The following is a 17,911-nucleotide window of genomic DNA, read 5'->3' on the forward strand; positions in this document are numbered from 1 at the left end:
ATGATCAGATTGAAGTCACTGCGAGTTTTATCTGCTGCACTGTTTGTTCTCTTTCCTATGGCGGCGCACAGTGAGGTCTCGACGGAGATTTATTGCTTCCGTTCGCAAGAAAGCGCCAAAAGCATCAATTTCGAACTCAGAACTTATTACGACTCCTTCTCCAAATGGAGCGGAGCGGCTGTCAGGTACAGCAAGTCAAAGAAGGCCATTTCTCTGGTGTATCGGAATACCGAGCAAGAAATTCTGGCAGAGGATCGTCCGTATCAGTTCACTACGACTTGGGTTGAGGTATCGGAGGGCGCGCTGACGGGTGAGTATGAAATGGTGAGTCAGGGTGCCCGGGTCTATGGCATGACTTATACGAACTACAAAACCGGGAAGAAGTACTCCTTCGAACACGATTTCAGTATGGATTTCTCATCGGAGACGGGCTGTCAGTGGTGAGGAATTGGTCAGTTGGAAAAGGGGACTCATCGTCCCCTTTTTTCCGCCCGCGATTCAGCTACGGCTTGGCCTGATACTCCCGAAACTCAATGTGATCGAGCGTGCCTTCCACCATCAAGCGCACGCCATCCGCCATTCTGCTCAGGCCCAGTGCCATCGAGCGGCGGGGACCGTCGAGGTCGTCGGCCAGGTTGGCGGCGAAGGCGCTGATGGACAGGAGGTCTTCTGAGGCGTTGGCCATGAGGGCTTCGGCGTCGGCATTGGGGCAGAGGGCGAACAGGCCACCCAGGCGTTTTGGGCGTGGGGTGGTAGGTTTGAAATGGTGGTCGAGGGCGCGTTCGGCGGCTTCGTGGAGTTTCTTTGAATCGGGGGATTCGTAGGGGGAGGTTTCTGGTGTTTCTGGTGGATTGGGTGTTGGTTTGATCATGGATGTCATCCCTGGAGTTAAGACGCTGACACCGTTTCGCTTTGCACTTCGAAATAGGTGGCAGCTGTGCGTTGGTGTGCAAGACCGGTCCAGGTGCCCGGCAGACCCGAAGGTCTCCGACGCACAGCCGCCATAACGATCCGCGAGCATAGGAAAAGGCTCGGCGAAATGCCATTGCGATTGTGCACCTGAACCGGACTTGCACGTCCGAGTCACCGATTTTGCGGTGACACACAGAGGCTATCGACGATGGTTCAGCCTGCCTAGTTCATGGACAGCACCGCAGTTTGAAGGACATTTCCCAAGGATTTGCGAGGTAGAAGATCAATAGATCGCAGCCTTCGGCAGCTCCTACAGGAATGTGTTTCTTCAGGTGTAGGACGGGGGGATGGTGTGACGCGGAGCGTCACGGGAGGCATTCCCACGCAGAGCGTGGGAACGAGCAAGGCAAGGGGACTGGAAATCGTGACTTGGTAGTCATCTGGCAGGAAAAGCCCAGCATCGTCTTCTATCAGCCCAACATAGTGGCGAATCCATCCGAATCCCTTACACTCCCCCAGCCGTTCATTTTCCTTTTGAGGCTGTGCGCATGAAATTTCGTTTTCTTCTGTGGATGCTGGGTCTGTTGATGGGTAAGGCCAGTCGGACAAATCCTGCGTTCCAGCAGCAGTTGGGTGACAAGGATCTGGTGTTTCAGCTGCAGACTCTGGATGGGAAAGTGGCGCGGCATTTCGTGGTGAAGGACCAGCGCATTACCAGCAAGTCCGGGGTGGTGGCGGAGCCGGCGTTTGCGATTGCCTTTAAAGACGCGGCGTTCGGGTTTGCCACGATGCAGGCGAAGAACAAGCAGCTGGCGTTCATGCAGGGGATTCAGGACAAGTCGATCCAGCTCAAGGGGAATCCGGCGCTGGTGATGTGGTTTCAGGGGTTGATGAAGTATTTGAAGCCGCGGAAGGCCAAGCCGAAGGCATAGGTCTTTCAGGTAGCGTGCCGGATGGTTCAGCCTCTTCAGCTATCCGGCTCATGAGGCTCGGCGTCCAGCGAGTTTTGAACATATCCAGCCGTTTCGAAGTCGCCGAATGGATCAAAAGTCATGCGCTACGTTTCTGTGCACGCCTTTCTTGAAGATAGCGCCCTTGGAGCGCCAGGATTTCAGATTTGCTCAGAACGCCTTTTCGCTTGAGATTGACGAGCAACTGTTCGATGCCATCCAGCTCGACGACATCGCCAGACAAGCGGGTAATCCCCACGGCCATACGACTCATGCCGTCACGACTGGCTGTAACCTTGTTGTCTTTGGCAAGCTTGCGCACTTCGCTTGCAACGCTGACAGCATCTGTTTGGGTCATCGGAAATTCCTCTGAATGCCGTCAAATCATAGCAGGGCGCTTGTTTGCTGTCGTTGCTGGCAAAGTGGCCGAAATCTGTGGAGCCAGGGCCCTATCTGCAATCAAGACAGGCCCTGGTTGACGTTCCGAAGAATGCTTTAAGCCTGGCTGAACTGCGAAGCCAGTTCCCGCAGCAACACTTCCGCCTCAAGCACTTTGCTGACCACATCATTGGCCTTGTCGCGAGTCAAACCAACACGCTCCAGCAGCGCATCCGGAATATCTTCATCCGGGCCGGAGCCGATCCCGCGGCTGCGCAGCAGGCGCACGGCCAGGCAGACGAGGTTCGGGTATTCGGCGTAGGCGCCGTCGTAGTTCGGGTCGTGCTGGAAGCGCAGGGCGGTGGCCAGTTCGTCCGGCATGTCCCAGTAGCGCATCAGCCAGGAGCCGATCTGTTCGCGGCTGATGCCCAGCAGGTGTTGCTCGACATAGCTGTGGCACAGGTGCGGGTTGACCTCCAGGTGGCGGCAGATCAGCGAGAAGTGCGGCGGAAACACGTGGGCCAGCAGCAGGTAGCCGAAGTTGTGCAGCAGGCCGGCGAGGTAGGTCAGGCCGGATTCCGGGCGTTGGGCACGCGGCATGGCGCGGGTCAGGCCTTCGATGACGGCGGCGGTGTAGATCGACTGCTGCCAGTACGGCGTGGTGTGCTGCGGGTGATCCTTGGGCAGGCTCAGGGTCTTGCCGAGGGCCAGGCCCAGCGCCAGGTTGATCACCAGATCGAAGCCCAGCACGCGCACGATCGCGTCTTCCACCGAACGGATCTTGCCCGGCGAGGCGTAGTACGGCGATGCCGCCCAGCTCACCACTTGCGCAGCCAGCGCTGGGTCGGTTTCGACCACGCCGGTGATGTCGTCGATGGTGGCGTTCGGGTCTACGCGCAGCTTGATGATTTTTTGCGCGGTTTCGGCCAGTGGCGGAATCTCGATGGTCGCTTCCAGACGCTGCTGGATGCGCCGCGCGGTGAACGCCTGCACGGCCTGGGTGATTTCCTCGCGGTCATCGTCCGGGCGGTCGAGGTTCGGGCGGATGCTGCTCAGGGCTTCGCCGAAGTTGGCGGCGCTGGCCTTGGTCAGCATGGTCTTGAAGTCTTCGCTGGCGATTTCCAGCAGCAGACCCGGCTCGCCGGAGTTGATCAGCAACTTCGGCTCGCGCAGCAGACCTTCTTCGTAGAGGCACGGCGAGCTGGTCAGCGCCGGCAGGCCCGGCAGCAGGCTCAGGCTGTGTTTGCCGAGCATCTTTTCCAGGCGCTCGGTGGACACGGCGGTCAGGCGACGGCCCGTCAGTTCGGCGAGGCGGTTGAGATCCAGCAACTGGCTCTGTGGAAACAGCACCATCAGCGCACCGACCGCGTCGTCCAGCAACACCGCCTGCACTTTGCGCGAGGCATTGAGGCCGTGGTGGTCGAGCACTTCTTCGTAGGCGACGCCCAGCTTGTTGAGCAGCAGCCGAATAACAGACGGAGCGTGCGGTGATTCGGGGGCGAGAGCAGCTTCGGTCATGGTCTGTATCCGTTTTTGAAACAATTGCAGGAGTATAACCAGCTTGGTTGGAACGAGCTGTCAGAAACTGCGACGGTGCTCACACTTGGCCGTATTGCTGCCCGTGTCGCAGCCAGCGGTCGAGCAACGGGCTGACGTGGGTGGGCCAGCGCTCGAGCAAGGCCTGTGCGGCATCGCGCACGGCGGGCAGCAGATCGGCGTCGCGCATCAGGTCGGCGACCTTGAATTGCAGCAGGCCGGTCTGGCGAGTGCCGAGCATTTCGCCGGGGCCGCGCAGTTCGAGGTCTTTTTCGGCGATGACGAAGCCGTCGTTGGTCTCGCGCATGATGCCCAGGCGCTGGCGGCCGATCTGTGACAGCGGCGGATGGTAGAGCAGCACGCAATGGCTGACCGCGCTGCCCCGGCCGACGCGACCGCGCAACTGGTGCAGTTGCGCAAGGCCGAGACGCTCAGGGTTCTCGATGATCATCAGGCTGGCGTTGGGTACGTCGACGCCGACTTCGATCACGGTGGTGGCGACCAGCAGTTGCAGGTTGCCGGCCTTGAATTCGGCCATGACGGCGGCTTTTTCGGCAGGTTTCATGCGGCCGTGGATCAGCCCGACTTTCAACTCGCCGAGGGCGGCGGTCAGGTCTTCGAAAGTGGTTTCGGCGGCCTGGCAGGTCAGCTCTTCGGACTCTTCGATCAGCGTGCACACCCAGTAGGCCTGCCGACCTTCGGCGCAGGCGCTGCGCACCCGCTCGATGACTTCGACGCGACGCGTGTCGGTGACCAGCACGGTGTTGACCGGGGTTCGGCCGGGCGGCAATTCGTCGAGGATCGAGGTGTCGAGGTCGGCGTAGGCGCTCATCGCCAGCGTCCGGGGAATCGGCGTGGCGGTCATGATCAGTTGATGCGGGCACATGCGCCCGCCGACGCCTTTCTGCCGCAGCGCCAGACGTTGCTGCACGCCGAAGCGGTGTTGTTCGTCGATGATCACCAGCGCGAGGTTCTTGAACTGCACTTCATCCTGGAACAGCGCGTGGGTGCCGACCACCATCGGTGTGCCGCTGGCGATCTGCTCCAGCGCGGCGACGCGGTTCTTGCCCTTGAGCTTGCCGGCCAGCCACGCCACGTCGATGCCCAGCGGTTCGAGCCAGCGCTTGAAGGTGATGAAGTGCTGCTCGGCGAGGATCTCGGTCGGCGCCATCAACGCGACCTGATAACCCGCCTCCAGCGCTTGCAGCGCGGCGAGGGCGGCGACCACGGTTTTGCCCGCGCCGACGTCGCCCTGAATCAGTCGCAGCATCGGTTCGTGCTGACTGAGGTCGTAGGCGATTTCGTTGCCGACCCGTTGCTGAGCGCCGGTCGGGTTGAAGCCGAGGTTGGCCAGGTATTTCGCCGGCAGTTTGGTGGCTTTCGGCATCGCTGGCGCACGCAAGGAGCGCATGCTCTCGCGCAGGCGTTGCTGCGATAGCTGGTGAGTCAGCAGTTCTTCGAAGGCCAGGCGATGCTGGGCCCAGTGATGACCGAGGGCGAGTTCATCGACGTCGGCATCAGCGGGCGGGTTGTGCAGGTAGCGGATCGCATCGGCCAGCGGCGCCAGTTGATAGTCGCGGGCCAGTTCGGTCGGCAGCCAGTCGGGCAGGGTGGCCGGTTTGAGCAGGGTCAGGGTCTGCATGCACAACTGACGCAGACGCGCCTGGGTCAGGCCTTCGGTCAGCGGGTAGACCGGGGTCAGGGTTTCATCCACCGGCGGCGGTTCGTCGCCGTTGATGGCGCGGTATTCCGGGTGGTAGATCTCCAGCCCCGAGGCGCCGGGCCGGGCTTCGCCGTAGCAGCGAATCCGCGTGCCGCGCTTGAGGCCTTCTTTTTGCGCGTTGCTGAAGTGGTAGAAGCGCAGGCTCAGGCCGCCGGTGCCGTCCTGCAAGCGCACGACGAGGCTGCGGCGCCGGCCCATGACCACGTCGGCGCCGCTGACGGTGCCTTCGACCACGGCGTCCTGCCCCGGCCGCAATGCGCCGATCGGCACCACGCGGGTGCGATCCTGATAACGCAGCGGCAGGTGGAACAGCACGTCCTGGAGGTTTTCCAGGCCGACCTTGGCCAGTTTCTCGGCCATGGCTTCACCGACACCCTTGAGTGCGGTGACCGAGACCTGCGACAGCTCCGTCATGACGCTGGCTAACCGGCCGTGACCGGCGCGGCAGGTTTGGCGACCGAGCACAGGCGAATGGAGTCTGCGAGGATCTCGATCGCTTTCGGCCGTGGGAAGCTCGCGCGCCAGGCGATGGCCACGGTGCGGAACGGCACCGGTGCCGACAGCGGGCGCACTTCGATCACGCCGGGGGCGTAGTGGTGACTGTCCACCGCCGACAGCGGCAGGATCGAGATGCCCAGGCCGGACGCGACCATGTGGCGAATGGTTTCCAGCGAGCTGGATTCGACCGTGGTGTGTTTGGCGCCGTCGTTGCCTTTGGTCAGGGTCGGGCAGGCCTCCAGCACCTGATCGCGGAAGCAGTGACCCTCGCCGAGCAGCAGCAGGCTCTTGTCGTTGAGCAGGGCGGCGTCGATGGATTCTTTCTGGGTCCACGGGTGCTGGGCCGGCATCAGGACGTAGAACGGCTCGTCGTAGAGTGGCAGGGTCAGCACGTCGGCTTCGTTGAACGGCAGGGCGATGATGATCGCGTCCAGCTCGCCGTTGCGCAGTTTGTCGCGCAGCACGTGAGTGAAGTTTTCTTCGATGTACAACGGCATCTGCGGGGCGACCCGGTGCAGTTGTGGAATCAGATGCGGAAACAGGTACGGGCCGACGGTGTAGATCGCGCCGACTTTCAGCGGGGCGGTCAACTGGTTCTTGCCGGCCTGCGCCAGTTCGCGGATGCCCTGGGCCTGCTCCAGCACTTTCTGCGCCTGGGCGACGATGCCTTCACCGACCGGGGTCAGACGCACGGCGCTTTTGCTGCGCTCGAAAATCAGCACACCGAGTTCGTCTTCAAGCTTTTTCACGCCCACCGACAGGGTCGGCTGGCTGACGTGGCAACGCTCGGCCGCGTGGCCGAAATGCTGCTCTTGGGCGAGGGTAACGATGTAGCGTAATTCTGTGAGAGTCATAGCAAGCGTCCATGAAGATGCGGGCCAAGCATACCGGCTGCAATCGATAGACGCACGTTATCAGACTGAGTGATGAATGCGACACCGGGCAATGCCGGTTTGCCGTTTGCAGATATGACAAAGGCACCTTTCGGTGCCTTTTGGGCGGGATCGAGCCGTGTTCTGCCAGTGCAGATCAGCGGCGGCGTTCCAGCGAGTAAACAAACGGCGCAACAATTTCGATCGAGCCATTGGTCAACATGTCGGCCGGTGGCTTGGGCAGCGGTTGGGCGCGGCGGATCATGTCCAGGGTGGCCCGGTCCAGATCGGCGTTGCCGGAGCGGCCCACCAGTTCGAACGACAGCACGTTGCCTTCGCCATCGACCACGAAGCGCAACCGGTTCAAGCCTTCCTTGCCCCTTGCCTGAGCGCTGGCCGGGTACTTCTTGTACTTGGCCAGATGCGCGAGCAGGGTGCCTTGCCAGCTGGCCTTGGCGGCCAATTGTGCAGGCGACGGGCCCGGTGCAGGCTGGGCGGATTTCTCCGTCGGGGCCTGAGTCGGCTGGGTATCGGCCGGCTTCTCTTCGGACGGTTTCTCCTTCGGCGGATCGGGCAGTTTCTTCTCGATCGGCTTCGGCGGTTTGGGTTTCGGCTTGGGTTTCGGTTTCTGCACCGCGATCTCGGCTTTCGGCGCTTCGGCCAGTTTCGGGATCGGCAGTTCCTCAACCGGAGCCGGTGGCTGCGGTGGCGTGACGACTTTCGGCGGTGCGGGCGGTGGCGGGGCCGGAACCGGCGCCAGCTCGACCATCATTGCCTGCGGCGGCAATTCGATGGGCGGGCGGACGTTCCAGTTCAGCGCCAGCGCGATGGCCAGCGCGTGAACACCCAGCACCACGGCCAGGCTACCGCTGTAACGCGTCAGCTTATGGCGCGTCGTGATCATTTCTTGACTGCGCTCTCGAGCCCGACCAGACCGACCTTCAGGTAACCGGCGGCGCGCAGGTTATCCATCACGCTCATCAGATCGCCGTAATCCACGCCTTTGTCGGCCTGGAAAAAGATCGTCGTGTCTTTCTTGCCCTGGGTCTTGGCGTCGAGTGCGGCGCCGAGGGTTTCGGCTTTCACTTCGTCATCGCCAATGAACAGGCGCTGGTCTGCCTTCACGCTGAGAAACACCGGTTTCTCCGGCCGCGGCGCCGGTTTGGCGGTCGAGGCGGGAAGGTCCACCTTGATGTCCACGGTGGCCAGCGGAGCGGCGACCATGAAGATGATCAACAGCACCAGCATCACGTCGATGAACGGCGTGACGTTGATTTCGTGGTTCTCGGCCAGATCGTCGTCTGCGCCTTCTTTCAAATGCAGGCCCATGGCCGATTACCCCACTTTCACCATGTGCGGATGCGAGCTGCTGCGCTCAGGCTGGTGGTCGAGGTCGCGGCTGACCAGCAGCAGCACCTGAGCCGACGCATCGGACACCTGAGCCTTGTAACCGGCGATGGAGCGGGCGAAGACGTTGTAGATGACCACGGCAGGAATCGCGGCCACCAGACCCAGTGCGGTAGCCAGCAGCGCTTCAGCGATACCCGGTGCTACGACGGCAAGGTTGGTGGTCTGGGTTTTGGCGATGCCGATGAAGCTGTTCATGATGCCCCACACGGTACCGAACAGACCGACGAACGGCGCGGTGGAACCGATGGTGGCGAGGACGCCGGTGCCGCTGCTCATGTTGCGGCCACAGGCTGCAACCAGACGCTCGAGGCGGAAGCTGACGCGTTCCTTGATGCCTTCTTTCTCGCGGGCGTTGGCCGACAGGCGCATTTCTTCGAGGGCGTCGTGTACCAGCAGGTTGGCCAGGGTACCTTCTTTCGCGGCGGTGGCGCTGGCTTCCTTGAGGGAGGCGGCTTTTTTCAGGTTGGCGATCTCACCGCGCAGGCGGCGTTTGGCGCCCATCAGTTCGAAACCCTTGGCGATCCAGATGGTCCAGGTGATGATCGAGGCGATGGCCAGGCCGATCATCACGGCTTTAACGATCACGTCGGCGTTCTGGTACATACCCCATGGCGACAGATCGTGGGCCATGCCCAGAGTGTTGTCGGCTTCGAGGGCTTCCGGTGCGTCGGCGGCGCTGGCGTCTACGGCCTGCACCGGGTCGGTCGCGGCAGGTGCAGCGGCCGGAGCGCTCTGCTCGGTGGCGGCTGGTGCGGCCGGGGCTTGTGCGTCAGCGAAGGCGGCGACCGGCGCCAGCATCAGGCTGAGCAGCAGGGCAGCCACGGCGCTCCAGGCGCGAGGTCGGTTGGTTGGCGAAGCGGAGTTTTGAATGCGTGTCATGCTGGCCGGACCTGAGATAGAAAAACGGTGATGCTCTTCCAGGCCTCGTGAGGCCGAGAACAAAAGTGGCATGCATTATTGCAAGTAATTCTTGTTAACAAAAGTAATAGAGTTGCTTTTTTTCCTTCATTGCTAGCCGCTCGTCCCTTGCCGAGGCTAGTCTGTCGCTTTCCGATGGGAGATTTTTGATGTCCGCGCCTTCTGTTTTGATCGCCGGTTGCGGTGATGTCGGCAGCCGTCTGGCCACGCAATTGCTGGCTGCCGGCTTCCAGGTCTACGGCCTGCGCCGGGACGTTTCGCGTTTGCCGTACGGCGTTATCGGTGTCGCTGGTGACTTGTTCAACGAGGATTGCCCGGCGACCTGGCCGGTGGGTGCCATCGATTACCTGGTGTATAGCGCGGCGGCGACCGATCACGATGAGGCCGGATATCGCGCGGCTTATGTGCAGGGTTTGCAGCATGTGCTGGGCTGGCTGAACGATTACGGGCAGGAGCCGGAGCGGCTGCTGTTCGTTTCCAGCAGCAGTGTTTATGGGCAGCAGAACGGCGAATGGGTCGATGAAAAATCCGAAACCGTCGCCGCTGGTTATTCCGGGCGGGTGATGCTGGAAGCCGAGCAGGTTGCGCTCAACTCTGGCATTCCCGCAAGCATCGTGCGCCTGACCGGCATTTACGGCCCCGGCCGTGAATGGCTGCTGACCCAGGTGCGTCGGGGTTATCGGGTGGCGGTCGATCCGCCGCTGTATGGCAATCGCATCCATGCCGATGACGCGGCGGGGTTGATGGCGTTCTTGCTGGACGCGGATTGCAAGGGTGTGGAACTGGATAACGTTTACATCGGCGTGGACGATGCGCCGGCGCCGCTGGCCGAGGTGGTGGCGTGGCTGCGTGAGTATCTGGGTGTCACCGAATGGTCGGAAGACGAGAGCGTACGTCGCACCGGCAGCAAGCGCTGCAGCAATGCCCGGGCGAAAGCCTTGGGTTGGGTGCCGAAGTATCCGAGTTATCGTGAGGGGTATGCCGCGATTCTTGAGGGCAAGTGCTGAATTTCAAGCGCAACAAATAACCGTGGGAGCGAGCTTGCTCGCGATAGTGGCATAACAGTCAGCATAAATGTTGAATGCTATGGCCTCATCGCGGGCAAGCCCGCTCCCACAGGGTTACATGCTGTTCTCAGGTGCAGTTACTGCTTCTCGAGCAACCACTTGCGCTCACCCGGGGTGAACTGCGGTTGTTCGTCCGCCAGCGCCGTGTTCACGGCCTGCAGGATTTCCAGCTCTTTGCCCTTGCGCACAAAGATCCAGTTGTTGCCCTGACCGTTCTGCTGCAACCACATGCTGTCGTTGCCGCTGCTCATCGACGCGCAATCGCCCGCGAGACACAGGGCATAGCGGTCGGCACCCGGCAGGCCGGAGACTTGCCCGTCCGCCTGGAATTGCACGGTGGCGCCTTCGCCCTGGCCGCTGGTGATCGTCCAGTTGCCGCCCAGATAAGCGGAATACAGCGCGCGTTCGAAGCTGGCGCCGATCGGTGCGCCTTCCGGAACCGGAATCTGTGCGCGGTCGAAGACCTGTTCCGGTTCGTTTTCGTTGGCGACTTGTTGCAGTTGACCGCCGTCACGTTTCAGCTCGCTGGCGGAGCTGCCATAGACGTCGACCTTCCAGGCACCGGCCTGTTCGCCGAGCAAGCGACCTTCGACGTTTTCGAAACCGTTGGTGTAGCGGGCCTGACCGGCCTTGGTGTTGACGTCCCACTCCAGGTTCGGGCCGTAAGCCTGAAGCGCTTCGCGCAGGGGGCCGCCCTTGGCAGCGGCATCGATGGCGACCTGATTGATCCAGGTGCCGCTGATGTCACGGTCGGCAGGGTTGCTGGCGCAACCGCCGAGGAAAATGGCGAGCAGCGAGAGAGCAAGCGCTTTGCGCATGGTGGAATCCTTTCAAAACCTTTTCTTTACCGCAGAGCAGTCGGCGCGGCGTCTAGGGCCGCGCCGTGCGCATTACTCGATGACCAGAATGGCATCCATTTCAACCTGCGAACCCTTTGGCAGGGCTGCCACGCCGATGGCGGCGCGGGCCGGGTACGGCTGGTCGAAGTACTTGCCCATGATCTCGTTGACCTTGGCGAAGTGGCTCAGGTCGGTGAGGAAGATGTTCAGCTTGACGATGTCCTTGAACGAGCCACCGGCGGCTTCGGCCACGGCTTTCAGGTTCTCGAACACCTGGACGGTCTGGGCTTCGAAGCCTTCGACCAGTTCCATGGTTTTTGGATCGAGGGGAATCTGACCCGACATGTAAACGGTGTTACCGGCCTTGATCGCCTGGGAGTAAGTACCGATGGCGGCCGGGGCCTTGTCGCTGGTGATAACGGTCTTGGTCATGTATGACTCCTTGTAATGTTTGAGTTATGCACGCATGCGGGTGATGCGGATCACCCCGGTCAGGGCGCGCAGTTTCTTGATCACGCGGGCCAGGTGCACACGGTCGTGGACGCTGACCACCAACTGGACAACGCTGATGCGACCATCGCGCTCGTCCATGCTGATTTTCTCGATATTGCCGTCGGCTGCGTTGACGCTGCTGGCCAGCAGGGCGATCAGGCCGCGCTGGTGTTCCAGCTCGACGCGCAGTTCGACGTTGAATTCGCCGGTGACATCCTTGGCCCACGAAAGCTGGATGCATTTTTCCGGGTTGTGGCGGATTTCGCTGATGTTGCGGCAGTTGTCCAAGTGCACGACCATGCCTTTGCCTGCCGACAGGTGACCGACAATCGGGTCGCCCGGGATCGGTGTGCAACATTTGGCGTAGCTGAGGACCAGGCCTTCGGTGCCGCGAATCGCCAGCGGGCCTTCCGGGCTTGGCAGTTGCTCGCCTTCGCCGAGCAGGCGGCGCGCCACGACGTAGGCCATGCGATTGCCGAGGCCGATGTCTTCCAGCAAGTCTTCGATCAGTTCGAGGCGGTACTCGGTGAGCATTGCCTTCACGCGTTCGGCCGGAATCTGTTCCAGCGCGCTGTCGAAGCCATTGAGCACCTTGTTCAGCAGGCGTTCGCCGAGGCTGATGGATTCGGAGCGGCGTTGCAGTTTCAGTGCGTGGCGGATGTGAGTGCGCGCCTTGCCGGTGACCACGAAGTTGAGCCACGCCGGGTTCGGCCGTGCGCCGGGAGCGCTGACGATCTCGACCGTGGAGCCGCTTTGCAGCGGTTCGGACAGCGGCGCGAGACGACGGTTGATCCGACAGGCGATGCAGCTGTTGCCGACGTCGGTGTGCACCGCGTAGGCAAAGTCGACCGCCGTGGAGCCTTTGGGCAGCTCCATGATCCGGCCCTTGGGCGTGAACACGTAGACCTCGTCCGGGAACAGGTCGATCTTCACGCTCTCGATGAATTCCAGCGAATTGCCGGCACGTTGCTGCATTTCCAGCACGCCTTTGACCCACTGACGGGCCCGGGCATGAGTGCCTTTCGGCTGCTCGTCGCCGCTGGATTTGTACAGCCAATGAGCGGCGATGCCGTTATTGGCCATCTCTTCCATTTCACGGGTGCGGATCTGGATTTCGATCGGTACACCGTGCATGCCGAACAGCGTGGTGTGCAGCGACTGATAGCCGTTGGCCTTGGGGATCGCGATGTAATCCTTGAAGCGCCCCGGCAACGGTTTGTACAAATTATGTACAGCACCCAGCACGCGGTAGCAGGTATCGACCTTGTCGACGATGATCCGGAACGCGTAGACGTCCATGATCTCGTTGAAGGCCCGACGCTTGCCGCGCATTTTCTTGTAGATGCCGTAGAGGTGTTTCTGGCGACCGCTGACTTCGCCCTGGATGCCGTCGATGGCGAGGCAGTGGGCAAGGGACTCTTCGATCTTGTTGACGATTTCCTTGCGGTTGCCCCGGGCGCGTTTGACGGCCTGGTAGATCCGCGCGGAACGCATCGGGTGCATCGCCTTGAAGCCGAGGTCTTCGAACTCGATGCGGATCGCGTGCATGCCCAACCGGTTGGCGATGGGTGCGTAGATCTCGAGGGTTTCCTTGGCGATGCGCCGGCGTTTCTCGCCGGACAGCACTTCCAGCGTGCGCATGTTGTGCAGGCGGTCGGCGAGCTTGACCAGGATCACGCGAATGTCGCGTGCCATCGCCATCGCCATCTTCTGGAAGTTTTCAGCCTGGGCTTCGGCCTTGGTCTCGAAGTTCATCTGGGTCAGTTTGCTGACCCCGTCGACCAGTTCGGCCACGGTTTCACCGAACTGCGCTTGCAGCGCCTCTTTGGCGATACCGGTGTCTTCGATCACGTCATGCAGCATCGCGGCCATCAGGCTCTGATGGTCCATGTGCATGTCGGCAAGAATATTCGCCACGGCAAGAGGATGCGTGACGTACGCCTCGCCGCTGCGGCGGCGTTGGCCGTCGTGGGCTTGTTCGGCGTAGAAATACGCTCGGCGGACCAGGTTGACCTGGTCGTTGCCGAGGTAGGTCGATAAGCGATCGGCGAGGGCGTCTATGCTCGGCATGATGTCTCCTGCCGCAAGCTGTGATCCCGCGCCGTGCTACGTCGACCAGGCATAGGCTTAGACGGCCTCGTTGGACTCGTCCTCGAACGCAGCGAAGACCGGGTCTTCGTGGACGATTTCCTGCTCGGCGATGAACTCGTAGCTCATCAGGCCTTCAGCGATTTCACGCAGCGCAACAACGGTCGGTTTGTCGTTTTCCCACTGAACCAGGGGCTCTTTGCCGCCGGTGGCCAGTTGACGGGCACGCTTGGTAGAGAGCATGACCAGCTCAAAGCGGTTTTCCACGTGTTCTAGGCAGTCTTCAACGGTTACGCGGGCCATGGTATTCCTCGGAGCGAATGCAATATGCGCGCTGCCCGGTTGGGCGAGCGGACTCAACAGTTTAAAAAATCACCAGCGATTAGGGAAGCGCTGATTTTTTGACCAGACTCTTCAACGCGCTGCAAGTGCCAATGTAAAGCCCTTGCAGCGGTTTTGGGAAGTGCTGTTTCAGCCCAGCAATTCAGCCAGCAATTTGCCGAAACGCACTTGCTGACGTTTCTGTTGCAACTGATTGGCGCGGAAAATCGCCTTCAGATCGTCCAGCGCATGGGCGAAATCGTCGTTGATGATCAGGTAGTCGTACTCGACGTAGTGGCTCATTTCGCTGACCGCTTCACGCATCCGGCCATCGATGATCTCGTCGCTGTCCTGGCCACGGTTGGTCAGGCGCTGGTGCAGGGCCTGCAGTGATGGCGGCAGGATGAAGATCGAACGGGCCTGCGGCATCAGCTTGCGCACTTGCTCGGCGCCTTGCCAGTCGATTTCCAGAATCAGGTCGTGGCCTTCGTCCAGGGTCTGCTGCAGGCGGCTTTGCGAGGTGCCGTAGAAGTTGCCGAAGACTTCGGCGCGTTCCAGAAAATCGCCGTGCTCGCCCATCTTCACGAACTCTTCGCGGGTCACGAAGTGATAGTTCACGCCGTCCACTTCACCCGGGCGCATGGCGCGGGTGGTGTGGGAAATCGAGACGCGAATGTCCGGATTGGTGTCGGTCAGGGCCTTGACCAGACTGCTCTTGCCCGCACCCGAAGGGGCGGAAATGATGTACAGGGTGCCGGTGCTGTGGGTCATGTCGGGGTAGCCTTACTCAATATTCTGCACTTGTTCGCGCATCTGCTCGATCAACACCTTGAGGTTGACCGCTGCCTGTGTGCTGCGCGGGTCGAAGGCCTTGGAGCCCAGTGTGTTGGCTTCGCGGTTGAGCTCCTGCATCAGGAAGTCCAGGCGCCGGCCGGCGGCCCCGCCGGATTTCAGCACCCGGCGAACTTCAATGATGTGGGTGCTCAGACGATCCAGTTCTTCGGCCACGTCGCTCTTCTGCGCGAGGATGACCATTTCCTGTTCCAGGCGCTGCGGGTCCAGTTCGGCCTTCATGTCGGCAAAGCGGTCGAGGACTTTCTGACGCTGGGTGGCGAGCATCTGCGGAACCAGTTCGCGCAGGGTCACCACATCTTCTTCGATGGAGGTCAGGCGATCGTTGATCAGGCGGGCCAGCTCCGCGCCTTCGCGCTCGCGGCCGGCCTTGAGGTCTTTCAGAGCCTGATTGAACAAGGCTAGCGCCTCGGCGTTCAGCGCCTGCGGGTCGGTGGCGTCGGCGACCAGTACGCCTGGCCAGGCCAACACTTCCAACGGGTTCAGCGCCGCTGGATTCTTGATCAGGCCGGCAACCGTTTCGGCCGCGGCGACCAGTTGCGCGGCGCGCTCGCGATCCACCTGCAACGGCTTGCCGGTGCTTTCCTCGGTGAAGCGCAGGGTGCATTCCAGTTTGCCGCGCGACAGGCCCTGGCGGAGGGCTTCGCGGACGGCGCCTTCGAGGTCGCGGAACGACTCAGGCAGGCGCAGGTGGGGTTCCAGGTAGCGGCTGTTGACCGAGCGCAGTTCCCAGCTCAGGGTGCCCTGGACGCCGGCTTTTTCGACGCGGGCGAAGGCGGTCATGCTGTGCACCATGGTGGTACCTCGCAATGCAGATCGGCGCAGAAACGACGTTCCGCGCGGACGATCTCAATGAATGTAAGCCGACTGGCAGCAAAGGCGCAGGATTGTAGCGCAGTGCGGCGGATGCGCCCAAACACACGGTGTGACAAAGGGCTGCAGGCCGTCGGCAAAGCGCGTTTCAGGGCCCTCGGTCGTCGGCCGGATTTTTTAACGAGTGCCCAGGCGCGGTGCACAGCTCTATAATGCTCCGCAGTTTTCCGTCCCCAGTACAGGTATCTCCTATGAAACGTCCAAGTGGTCGCGCTGCCGATCAGCTCCGCTCGATCCGCATTACCCGCAACTACACCAAACACGCCGAGGGATCGGTACTGGTCGAATTCGGTGATACCAAAGTCATCTGCACCGTCAGCGTCGAAAACGGCGTGCCGCGTTTCCTCAAAGGCCAGGGCCAGGGTTGGCTGACCGCCGAATACGGCATGTTGCCGCGCGCCACCGGCGAGCGTAATCAGCGCGAAGCGAGCCGCGGCAAGCAGGGCGGCCGTACCCTGGAAATCCAGCGCCTGATCGGTCGTTCCCTGCGCGCCGCGCTGGACATGTCCAAGCTGGGTGACGTCACCCTTTACGTCGACTGCGACGTGATCCAGGCTGACGGCGGTACCCGCACCGCGTCGATCACCGGCGCCATGGTTGCGCTGGTCGATGCACTGAAAGTGATCAAGAAGCGTGGCGGCCTGAAGGGCGGCGACCCGCTCAAGCAAATGATCGGCGCTGTTTCCGTGGGCATGTACCAGGGCGAGCCGGTGCTGGATCTGGACTATCTTGAAGATTCCGCCGCCGAGACCGACCTCAACGTGGTGATGACCAGCACCGGTGGTTTCATCGAAGTGCAGGGCACCGCCGAAGGTGCACCGTTCCAGCCTGAAGAGCTGAACGCGATGCTGGAACTGGCGAAGAAAGGCATGAACGAAATCTTCGAACTGCAAAAGGCTGCACTGGCCGACTGAGCAGGTTCGTAACCCGCAAGGAGGACGCGATGAGTGATGAGCAAGAGTTGCTGCCCAAGCCGAGCCAGGAGGTTCGCCAATGGGCCATGTTTTGTCACTTGTCCGCCTTGCTGGGGATCTGGATTCCGTTCGGCACGCTGATCGGGCCGCTGGTTCTGTGGCAGATGAAACGTGAGACCGATCCGTTCATCGACGCCCAGGGCAAGGAAGCGCTGAATTTTCAGATCACCGTGGCGATCGCTTCGATGATCTGCTTCGTGCTGATGCTGTTGCTTATCGGGTTCGTGCTGTTTGGCCTGCTGGCCATCGCGGCGCTGGTGTTGACGATTATCGGTGGGGTGAAAGCCAACGAAGGTTTCCCGTACCGTTATCCGTTCACCTGGCGGTTGATCAAATAACGAACGATCGCCCACAAAAAAACCGACAGTGATGTCGGTTTTTTTGTGTCTGCGAAAGGCTGCTTAGATGGTCAGCGTCCAGTCGTAGTCGACGATCAGCGGCGCATGCTGCGAGAACCGTGGCTGACGCGGCAGGCGTGCGCTGCGCACGAAGCGCCGCAGGCCAGGGGTCAGGATCTGGTAATCGAAGCGCCAGCCCAGATTCAACATCTCGGCCTGTTCGTTGTCCGGCCACCAGCTGTACTGGTCGCCTTCGCGGCTGACTTCGCGCAGGGCATCTACGTAGCCCATGTTGCCGACAATCTCGTCCATCCAGGCGCGTTCCGGCGCCAGGAAACCCGGGGATTGCTGGCTGTCGCGCCAGTTCTTGATGTCGAGCTTCTGCTGCGCGACGTACAGCGAGCCACAATAAATGTACTCGCGACGTTTGCGCCGCTGTTTGTCCAGGTACTTGCCGAAATCGTCCATGAGCTTGAACTTCTGGTTCAAGTCCTCATCGCCGTTCATCCCCGAAGGAAGCAGCAAGGTGGCAATACTGACTTTGTCGAAATCTGCTTGCAGGTAGCGCCCGTAGCGGTCGGCCGTCTCGAAACCGAGACCGCTGATGACAGCCTTCGGTTGCAACCGCGAATACAAAGCCACGCCGCCTTGGGCAGGGACTTCAGCATCGCAGGCATAAAGGAAGTAGCCGTCCAGTTGGAAGGCTGGGTCATCCAGTTCAAAGGCGGAGGCACGGGTGTCCTGCAGGCAGATGACGTCGGCATTCTGTGCCTGCAGCCAACTGAGCAAACCGCGCTCGACTGCAGCCTGAATACCATTGACGTTCACACTGATGATCCGCATAAATGGCCCCAAAAATCGCGTGCGTGT

At 61.3% G+C, this 17,911-nt stretch carries 20 protein-coding genes; 5 read left to right on the plus strand and 15 right to left on the minus strand.

The genetic code is table 11. The features are described 5' to 3' along the window. Positions 1 to 9: 9 nt before the first annotated feature. On the plus strand, positions 10 to 444 hold the full coding sequence (locus tag ACTJK7_RS25385) for a hypothetical protein (protein WP_309295773.1): 435 nt from the start codon (positions 10 to 12) through the stop codon (positions 442 to 444). A 58-nt stretch (positions 445 to 502) separates the two neighbouring features. On the opposite strand, the gene ACTJK7_RS25390 is transcribed toward ACTJK7_RS25385, so the two are convergent. Then, entirely contained in the window at positions 503 to 871 is a 369-nt protein-coding gene (locus ACTJK7_RS25390; RefSeq protein ID WP_134023025.1) for a DUF6124 family protein, read from the minus strand. A 589-nt stretch (positions 872 to 1,460) separates the two neighbouring features. Between ACTJK7_RS25390 and ACTJK7_RS25395 the strand changes: the two genes are divergently transcribed. Continuing rightward, entirely contained in the window at positions 1,461 to 1,844 is a 384-nt protein-coding gene (locus ACTJK7_RS25395) for an SCP2 sterol-binding domain-containing protein (RefSeq protein ID WP_096817262.1), read from the plus strand. Positions 1,845 to 1,962: 118 nt separating this feature from the next. Here the strand turns inward: ACTJK7_RS25395 and ACTJK7_RS25400 are convergent, their stop codons facing one another. The 7 genes from ACTJK7_RS25400 to exbB all read right to left on the minus strand — a co-directional run bounded on the left by ACTJK7_RS25400 (position 1,963) and on the right by exbB (position 9,158). Then, complete coding sequence (locus ACTJK7_RS25400; protein WP_039765180.1) at positions 1,963 to 2,220, minus strand: hypothetical protein; 258 nt, start codon at positions 2,218 to 2,220, stop codon at positions 1,963 to 1,965. Between the two features lie 137 nt (positions 2,221 to 2,357). Beyond that, on the minus strand, positions 2,358 to 3,758 hold the full coding sequence (locus ACTJK7_RS25405) for an aminoacyl-tRNA deacylase and HDOD domain-containing protein (RefSeq protein WP_039765182.1): 1,401 nt from the start codon (positions 3,756 to 3,758) through the stop codon (positions 2,358 to 2,360). A gap of 79 nt (positions 3,759 to 3,837) precedes the next feature. Next, positions 3,838 to 5,913, minus strand: a complete 2,076-nt coding sequence (gene recG, locus ACTJK7_RS25410) for an ATP-dependent DNA helicase RecG (protein ID WP_011336566.1) — start codon at positions 5,911 to 5,913, stop codon at positions 3,838 to 3,840. 8 nt (positions 5,914 to 5,921) lie between these two features. Beyond that, positions 5,922 to 6,851: a hydrogen peroxide-inducible genes activator gene (locus ACTJK7_RS25415; protein WP_064379831.1), complete on the minus strand. Its 930-nt coding sequence runs from the start codon at positions 6,849 to 6,851 to the stop codon at positions 5,922 to 5,924. Positions 6,852 to 7,026: 175 nt separating this feature from the next. Then, positions 7,027 to 7,773: a TonB family protein gene (locus tag ACTJK7_RS25420; RefSeq protein WP_064379833.1), complete on the minus strand. Its 747-nt coding sequence runs from the start codon at positions 7,771 to 7,773 to the stop codon at positions 7,027 to 7,029. After that, the gene (gene exbD / locus ACTJK7_RS25425) at positions 7,770 to 8,198 is read right to left on the minus strand and encodes a TonB system transport protein ExbD (protein ID WP_064379836.1); all 429 of its coding nucleotides are present in this window, start codon (positions 8,196 to 8,198) and stop codon (positions 7,770 to 7,772) included. The genes ACTJK7_RS25420 and exbD overlap by 4 nt, the downstream gene beginning before the upstream one ends. Positions 8,199 to 8,204: 6 nt before the next feature. Beyond that, entirely contained in the window at positions 8,205 to 9,158 is a 954-nt protein-coding gene (gene exbB, locus ACTJK7_RS25430; protein ID WP_064379839.1) for a tonB-system energizer ExbB, read from the minus strand. A 188-nt stretch (positions 9,159 to 9,346) separates the two neighbouring features. Here exbB and ACTJK7_RS25435 point away from each other — a divergent pair, with 188 nt between their 5' ends. Next, complete coding sequence (locus tag ACTJK7_RS25435; protein ID WP_108563567.1) at positions 9,347 to 10,204, plus strand: SDR family oxidoreductase; 858 nt, start codon at positions 9,347 to 9,349, stop codon at positions 10,202 to 10,204. Between the two features lie 137 nt (positions 10,205 to 10,341). On the opposite strand, the gene ACTJK7_RS25440 is transcribed toward ACTJK7_RS25435, so the two are convergent. From ACTJK7_RS25440 to ACTJK7_RS25465, 6 genes are all read right to left on the minus strand, one after another. Then, on the minus strand, positions 10,342 to 11,082 hold the full coding sequence (locus ACTJK7_RS25440) for a hypothetical protein (protein WP_108563566.1): 741 nt from the start codon (positions 11,080 to 11,082) through the stop codon (positions 10,342 to 10,344). 72 nt (positions 11,083 to 11,154) lie between these two features. Then, positions 11,155 to 11,535 (minus strand): RidA family protein, encoded by a 381-nt coding sequence (locus tag ACTJK7_RS25445; RefSeq protein WP_003229509.1) that lies wholly within the window; start codon positions 11,533 to 11,535, stop codon positions 11,155 to 11,157. A gap of 24 nt (positions 11,536 to 11,559) precedes the next feature. Further along, the gene (gene spoT / locus ACTJK7_RS25450; RefSeq protein ID WP_064379844.1) at positions 11,560 to 13,665 is read right to left on the minus strand and encodes a bifunctional GTP diphosphokinase/guanosine-3',5'-bis pyrophosphate 3'-pyrophosphohydrolase; all 2,106 of its coding nucleotides are present in this window, start codon (positions 13,663 to 13,665) and stop codon (positions 11,560 to 11,562) included. A gap of 57 nt (positions 13,666 to 13,722) precedes the next feature. Beyond that, positions 13,723 to 13,986 (minus strand): DNA-directed RNA polymerase subunit omega, encoded by a 264-nt coding sequence (rpoZ, locus tag ACTJK7_RS25455; protein ID WP_003229503.1) that lies wholly within the window; start codon positions 13,984 to 13,986, stop codon positions 13,723 to 13,725. Positions 13,987 to 14,154: 168 nt separating this feature from the next. Further along, the gene (gene gmk, locus ACTJK7_RS25460; RefSeq protein WP_011336561.1) at positions 14,155 to 14,775 is read right to left on the minus strand and encodes a guanylate kinase; all 621 of its coding nucleotides are present in this window, start codon (positions 14,773 to 14,775) and stop codon (positions 14,155 to 14,157) included. 12 nt (positions 14,776 to 14,787) lie between these two features. Continuing rightward, on the minus strand, positions 14,788 to 15,651 hold the full coding sequence (locus ACTJK7_RS25465) for a YicC/YloC family endoribonuclease (RefSeq protein WP_011336560.1): 864 nt from the start codon (positions 15,649 to 15,651) through the stop codon (positions 14,788 to 14,790). 269 nt (positions 15,652 to 15,920) lie between these two features. Here ACTJK7_RS25465 and rph point away from each other — a divergent pair, with 269 nt between their 5' ends. After that, positions 15,921 to 16,643 (plus strand): ribonuclease PH, encoded by a 723-nt coding sequence (gene rph, locus ACTJK7_RS25470; RefSeq protein WP_003229494.1) that lies wholly within the window; start codon positions 15,921 to 15,923, stop codon positions 16,641 to 16,643. A 29-nt stretch (positions 16,644 to 16,672) separates the two neighbouring features. Then, positions 16,673 to 17,041 carry a DUF4870 domain-containing protein gene (locus tag ACTJK7_RS25475; protein WP_007954441.1) on the plus strand — a complete coding sequence of 123 codons (369 nt, stop codon included), beginning with the start codon at positions 16,673 to 16,675 and terminating at the stop codon, positions 17,039 to 17,041. Positions 17,042 to 17,104: 63 nt separating this feature from the next. On the opposite strand, the gene ACTJK7_RS25480 is transcribed toward ACTJK7_RS25475, so the two are convergent. Next, entirely contained in the window at positions 17,105 to 17,884 is a 780-nt protein-coding gene (locus tag ACTJK7_RS25480; RefSeq protein ID WP_007920349.1) for an exodeoxyribonuclease III, read from the minus strand. Positions 17,885 to 17,911 lie beyond the last annotated feature (27 nt).

The organism is Pseudomonas sp. 22085 (genome assembly GCF_052045815.1).
Lineage (GTDB): Bacteria > Pseudomonadota > Gammaproteobacteria > Pseudomonadales > Pseudomonadaceae > Aquipseudomonas > Aquipseudomonas glycinae.

Excerpts from the sequence above, each read along its gene's own strand:
- rpoZ (WP_003229503.1), bottom strand. The coding sequence starts at position 13,986 with ATGGCCCGCGTAACCGTTGAAGACTGCCTAGAACACGTGGAAAACCGC.
- ACTJK7_RS25390 (WP_134023025.1), bottom strand. The coding sequence starts at position 871 with ATGATCAAACCAACACCCAATCCACCAGAAACACCAGAAACCTCCCCC.
- ACTJK7_RS25475 (WP_007954441.1), top strand. The coding sequence starts at position 16,673 with ATGAGTGATGAGCAAGAGTTGCTGCCCAAGCCGAGCCAGGAGGTTCGC.
- ACTJK7_RS25465 (WP_011336560.1), bottom strand. The coding sequence starts at position 15,651 with ATGGTGCACAGCATGACCGCCTTCGCCCGCGTCGAAAAAGCCGGCGTC.
- ACTJK7_RS25405 (WP_039765182.1), bottom strand. The coding sequence starts at position 3,758 with ATGACCGAAGCTGCTCTCGCCCCCGAATCACCGCACGCTCCGTCTGTT.
- recG (WP_011336566.1), bottom strand. The coding sequence starts at position 5,913 with ATGACGGAGCTGTCGCAGGTCTCGGTCACCGCACTCAAGGGTGTCGGT.
- spoT (WP_064379844.1), bottom strand. The coding sequence starts at position 13,665 with ATGCCGAGCATAGACGCCCTCGCCGATCGCTTATCGACCTACCTCGGC.
- ACTJK7_RS25415 (WP_064379831.1), bottom strand. The coding sequence starts at position 6,851 with ATGACTCTCACAGAATTACGCTACATCGTTACCCTCGCCCAAGAGCAG.
- ACTJK7_RS25480 (WP_007920349.1), bottom strand. The coding sequence starts at position 17,884 with ATGCGGATCATCAGTGTGAACGTCAATGGTATTCAGGCTGCAGTCGAG.
- ACTJK7_RS25400 (WP_039765180.1), bottom strand. The coding sequence starts at position 2,220 with ATGACCCAAACAGATGCTGTCAGCGTTGCAAGCGAAGTGCGCAAGCTT.
- ACTJK7_RS25435 (WP_108563567.1), top strand. The coding sequence starts at position 9,347 with ATGTCCGCGCCTTCTGTTTTGATCGCCGGTTGCGGTGATGTCGGCAGC.
- gmk (WP_011336561.1), bottom strand. The coding sequence starts at position 14,775 with ATGACCCACAGCACCGGCACCCTGTACATCATTTCCGCCCCTTCGGGT.
- ACTJK7_RS25440 (WP_108563566.1), bottom strand. The coding sequence starts at position 11,082 with ATGCGCAAAGCGCTTGCTCTCTCGCTGCTCGCCATTTTCCTCGGCGGT.
- exbB (WP_064379839.1), bottom strand. The coding sequence starts at position 9,158 with ATGACACGCATTCAAAACTCCGCTTCGCCAACCAACCGACCTCGCGCC.
- ACTJK7_RS25420 (WP_064379833.1), bottom strand. The coding sequence starts at position 7,773 with ATGATCACGACGCGCCATAAGCTGACGCGTTACAGCGGTAGCCTGGCC.
- exbD (WP_064379836.1), bottom strand. The coding sequence starts at position 8,198 with ATGGGCCTGCATTTGAAAGAAGGCGCAGACGACGATCTGGCCGAGAAC.
- rph (WP_003229494.1), top strand. The coding sequence starts at position 15,921 with ATGAAACGTCCAAGTGGTCGCGCTGCCGATCAGCTCCGCTCGATCCGC.
- ACTJK7_RS25445 (WP_003229509.1), bottom strand. The coding sequence starts at position 11,535 with ATGACCAAGACCGTTATCACCAGCGACAAGGCCCCGGCCGCCATCGGT.
- ACTJK7_RS25395 (WP_096817262.1), top strand. The coding sequence starts at position 1,461 with ATGAAATTTCGTTTTCTTCTGTGGATGCTGGGTCTGTTGATGGGTAAG.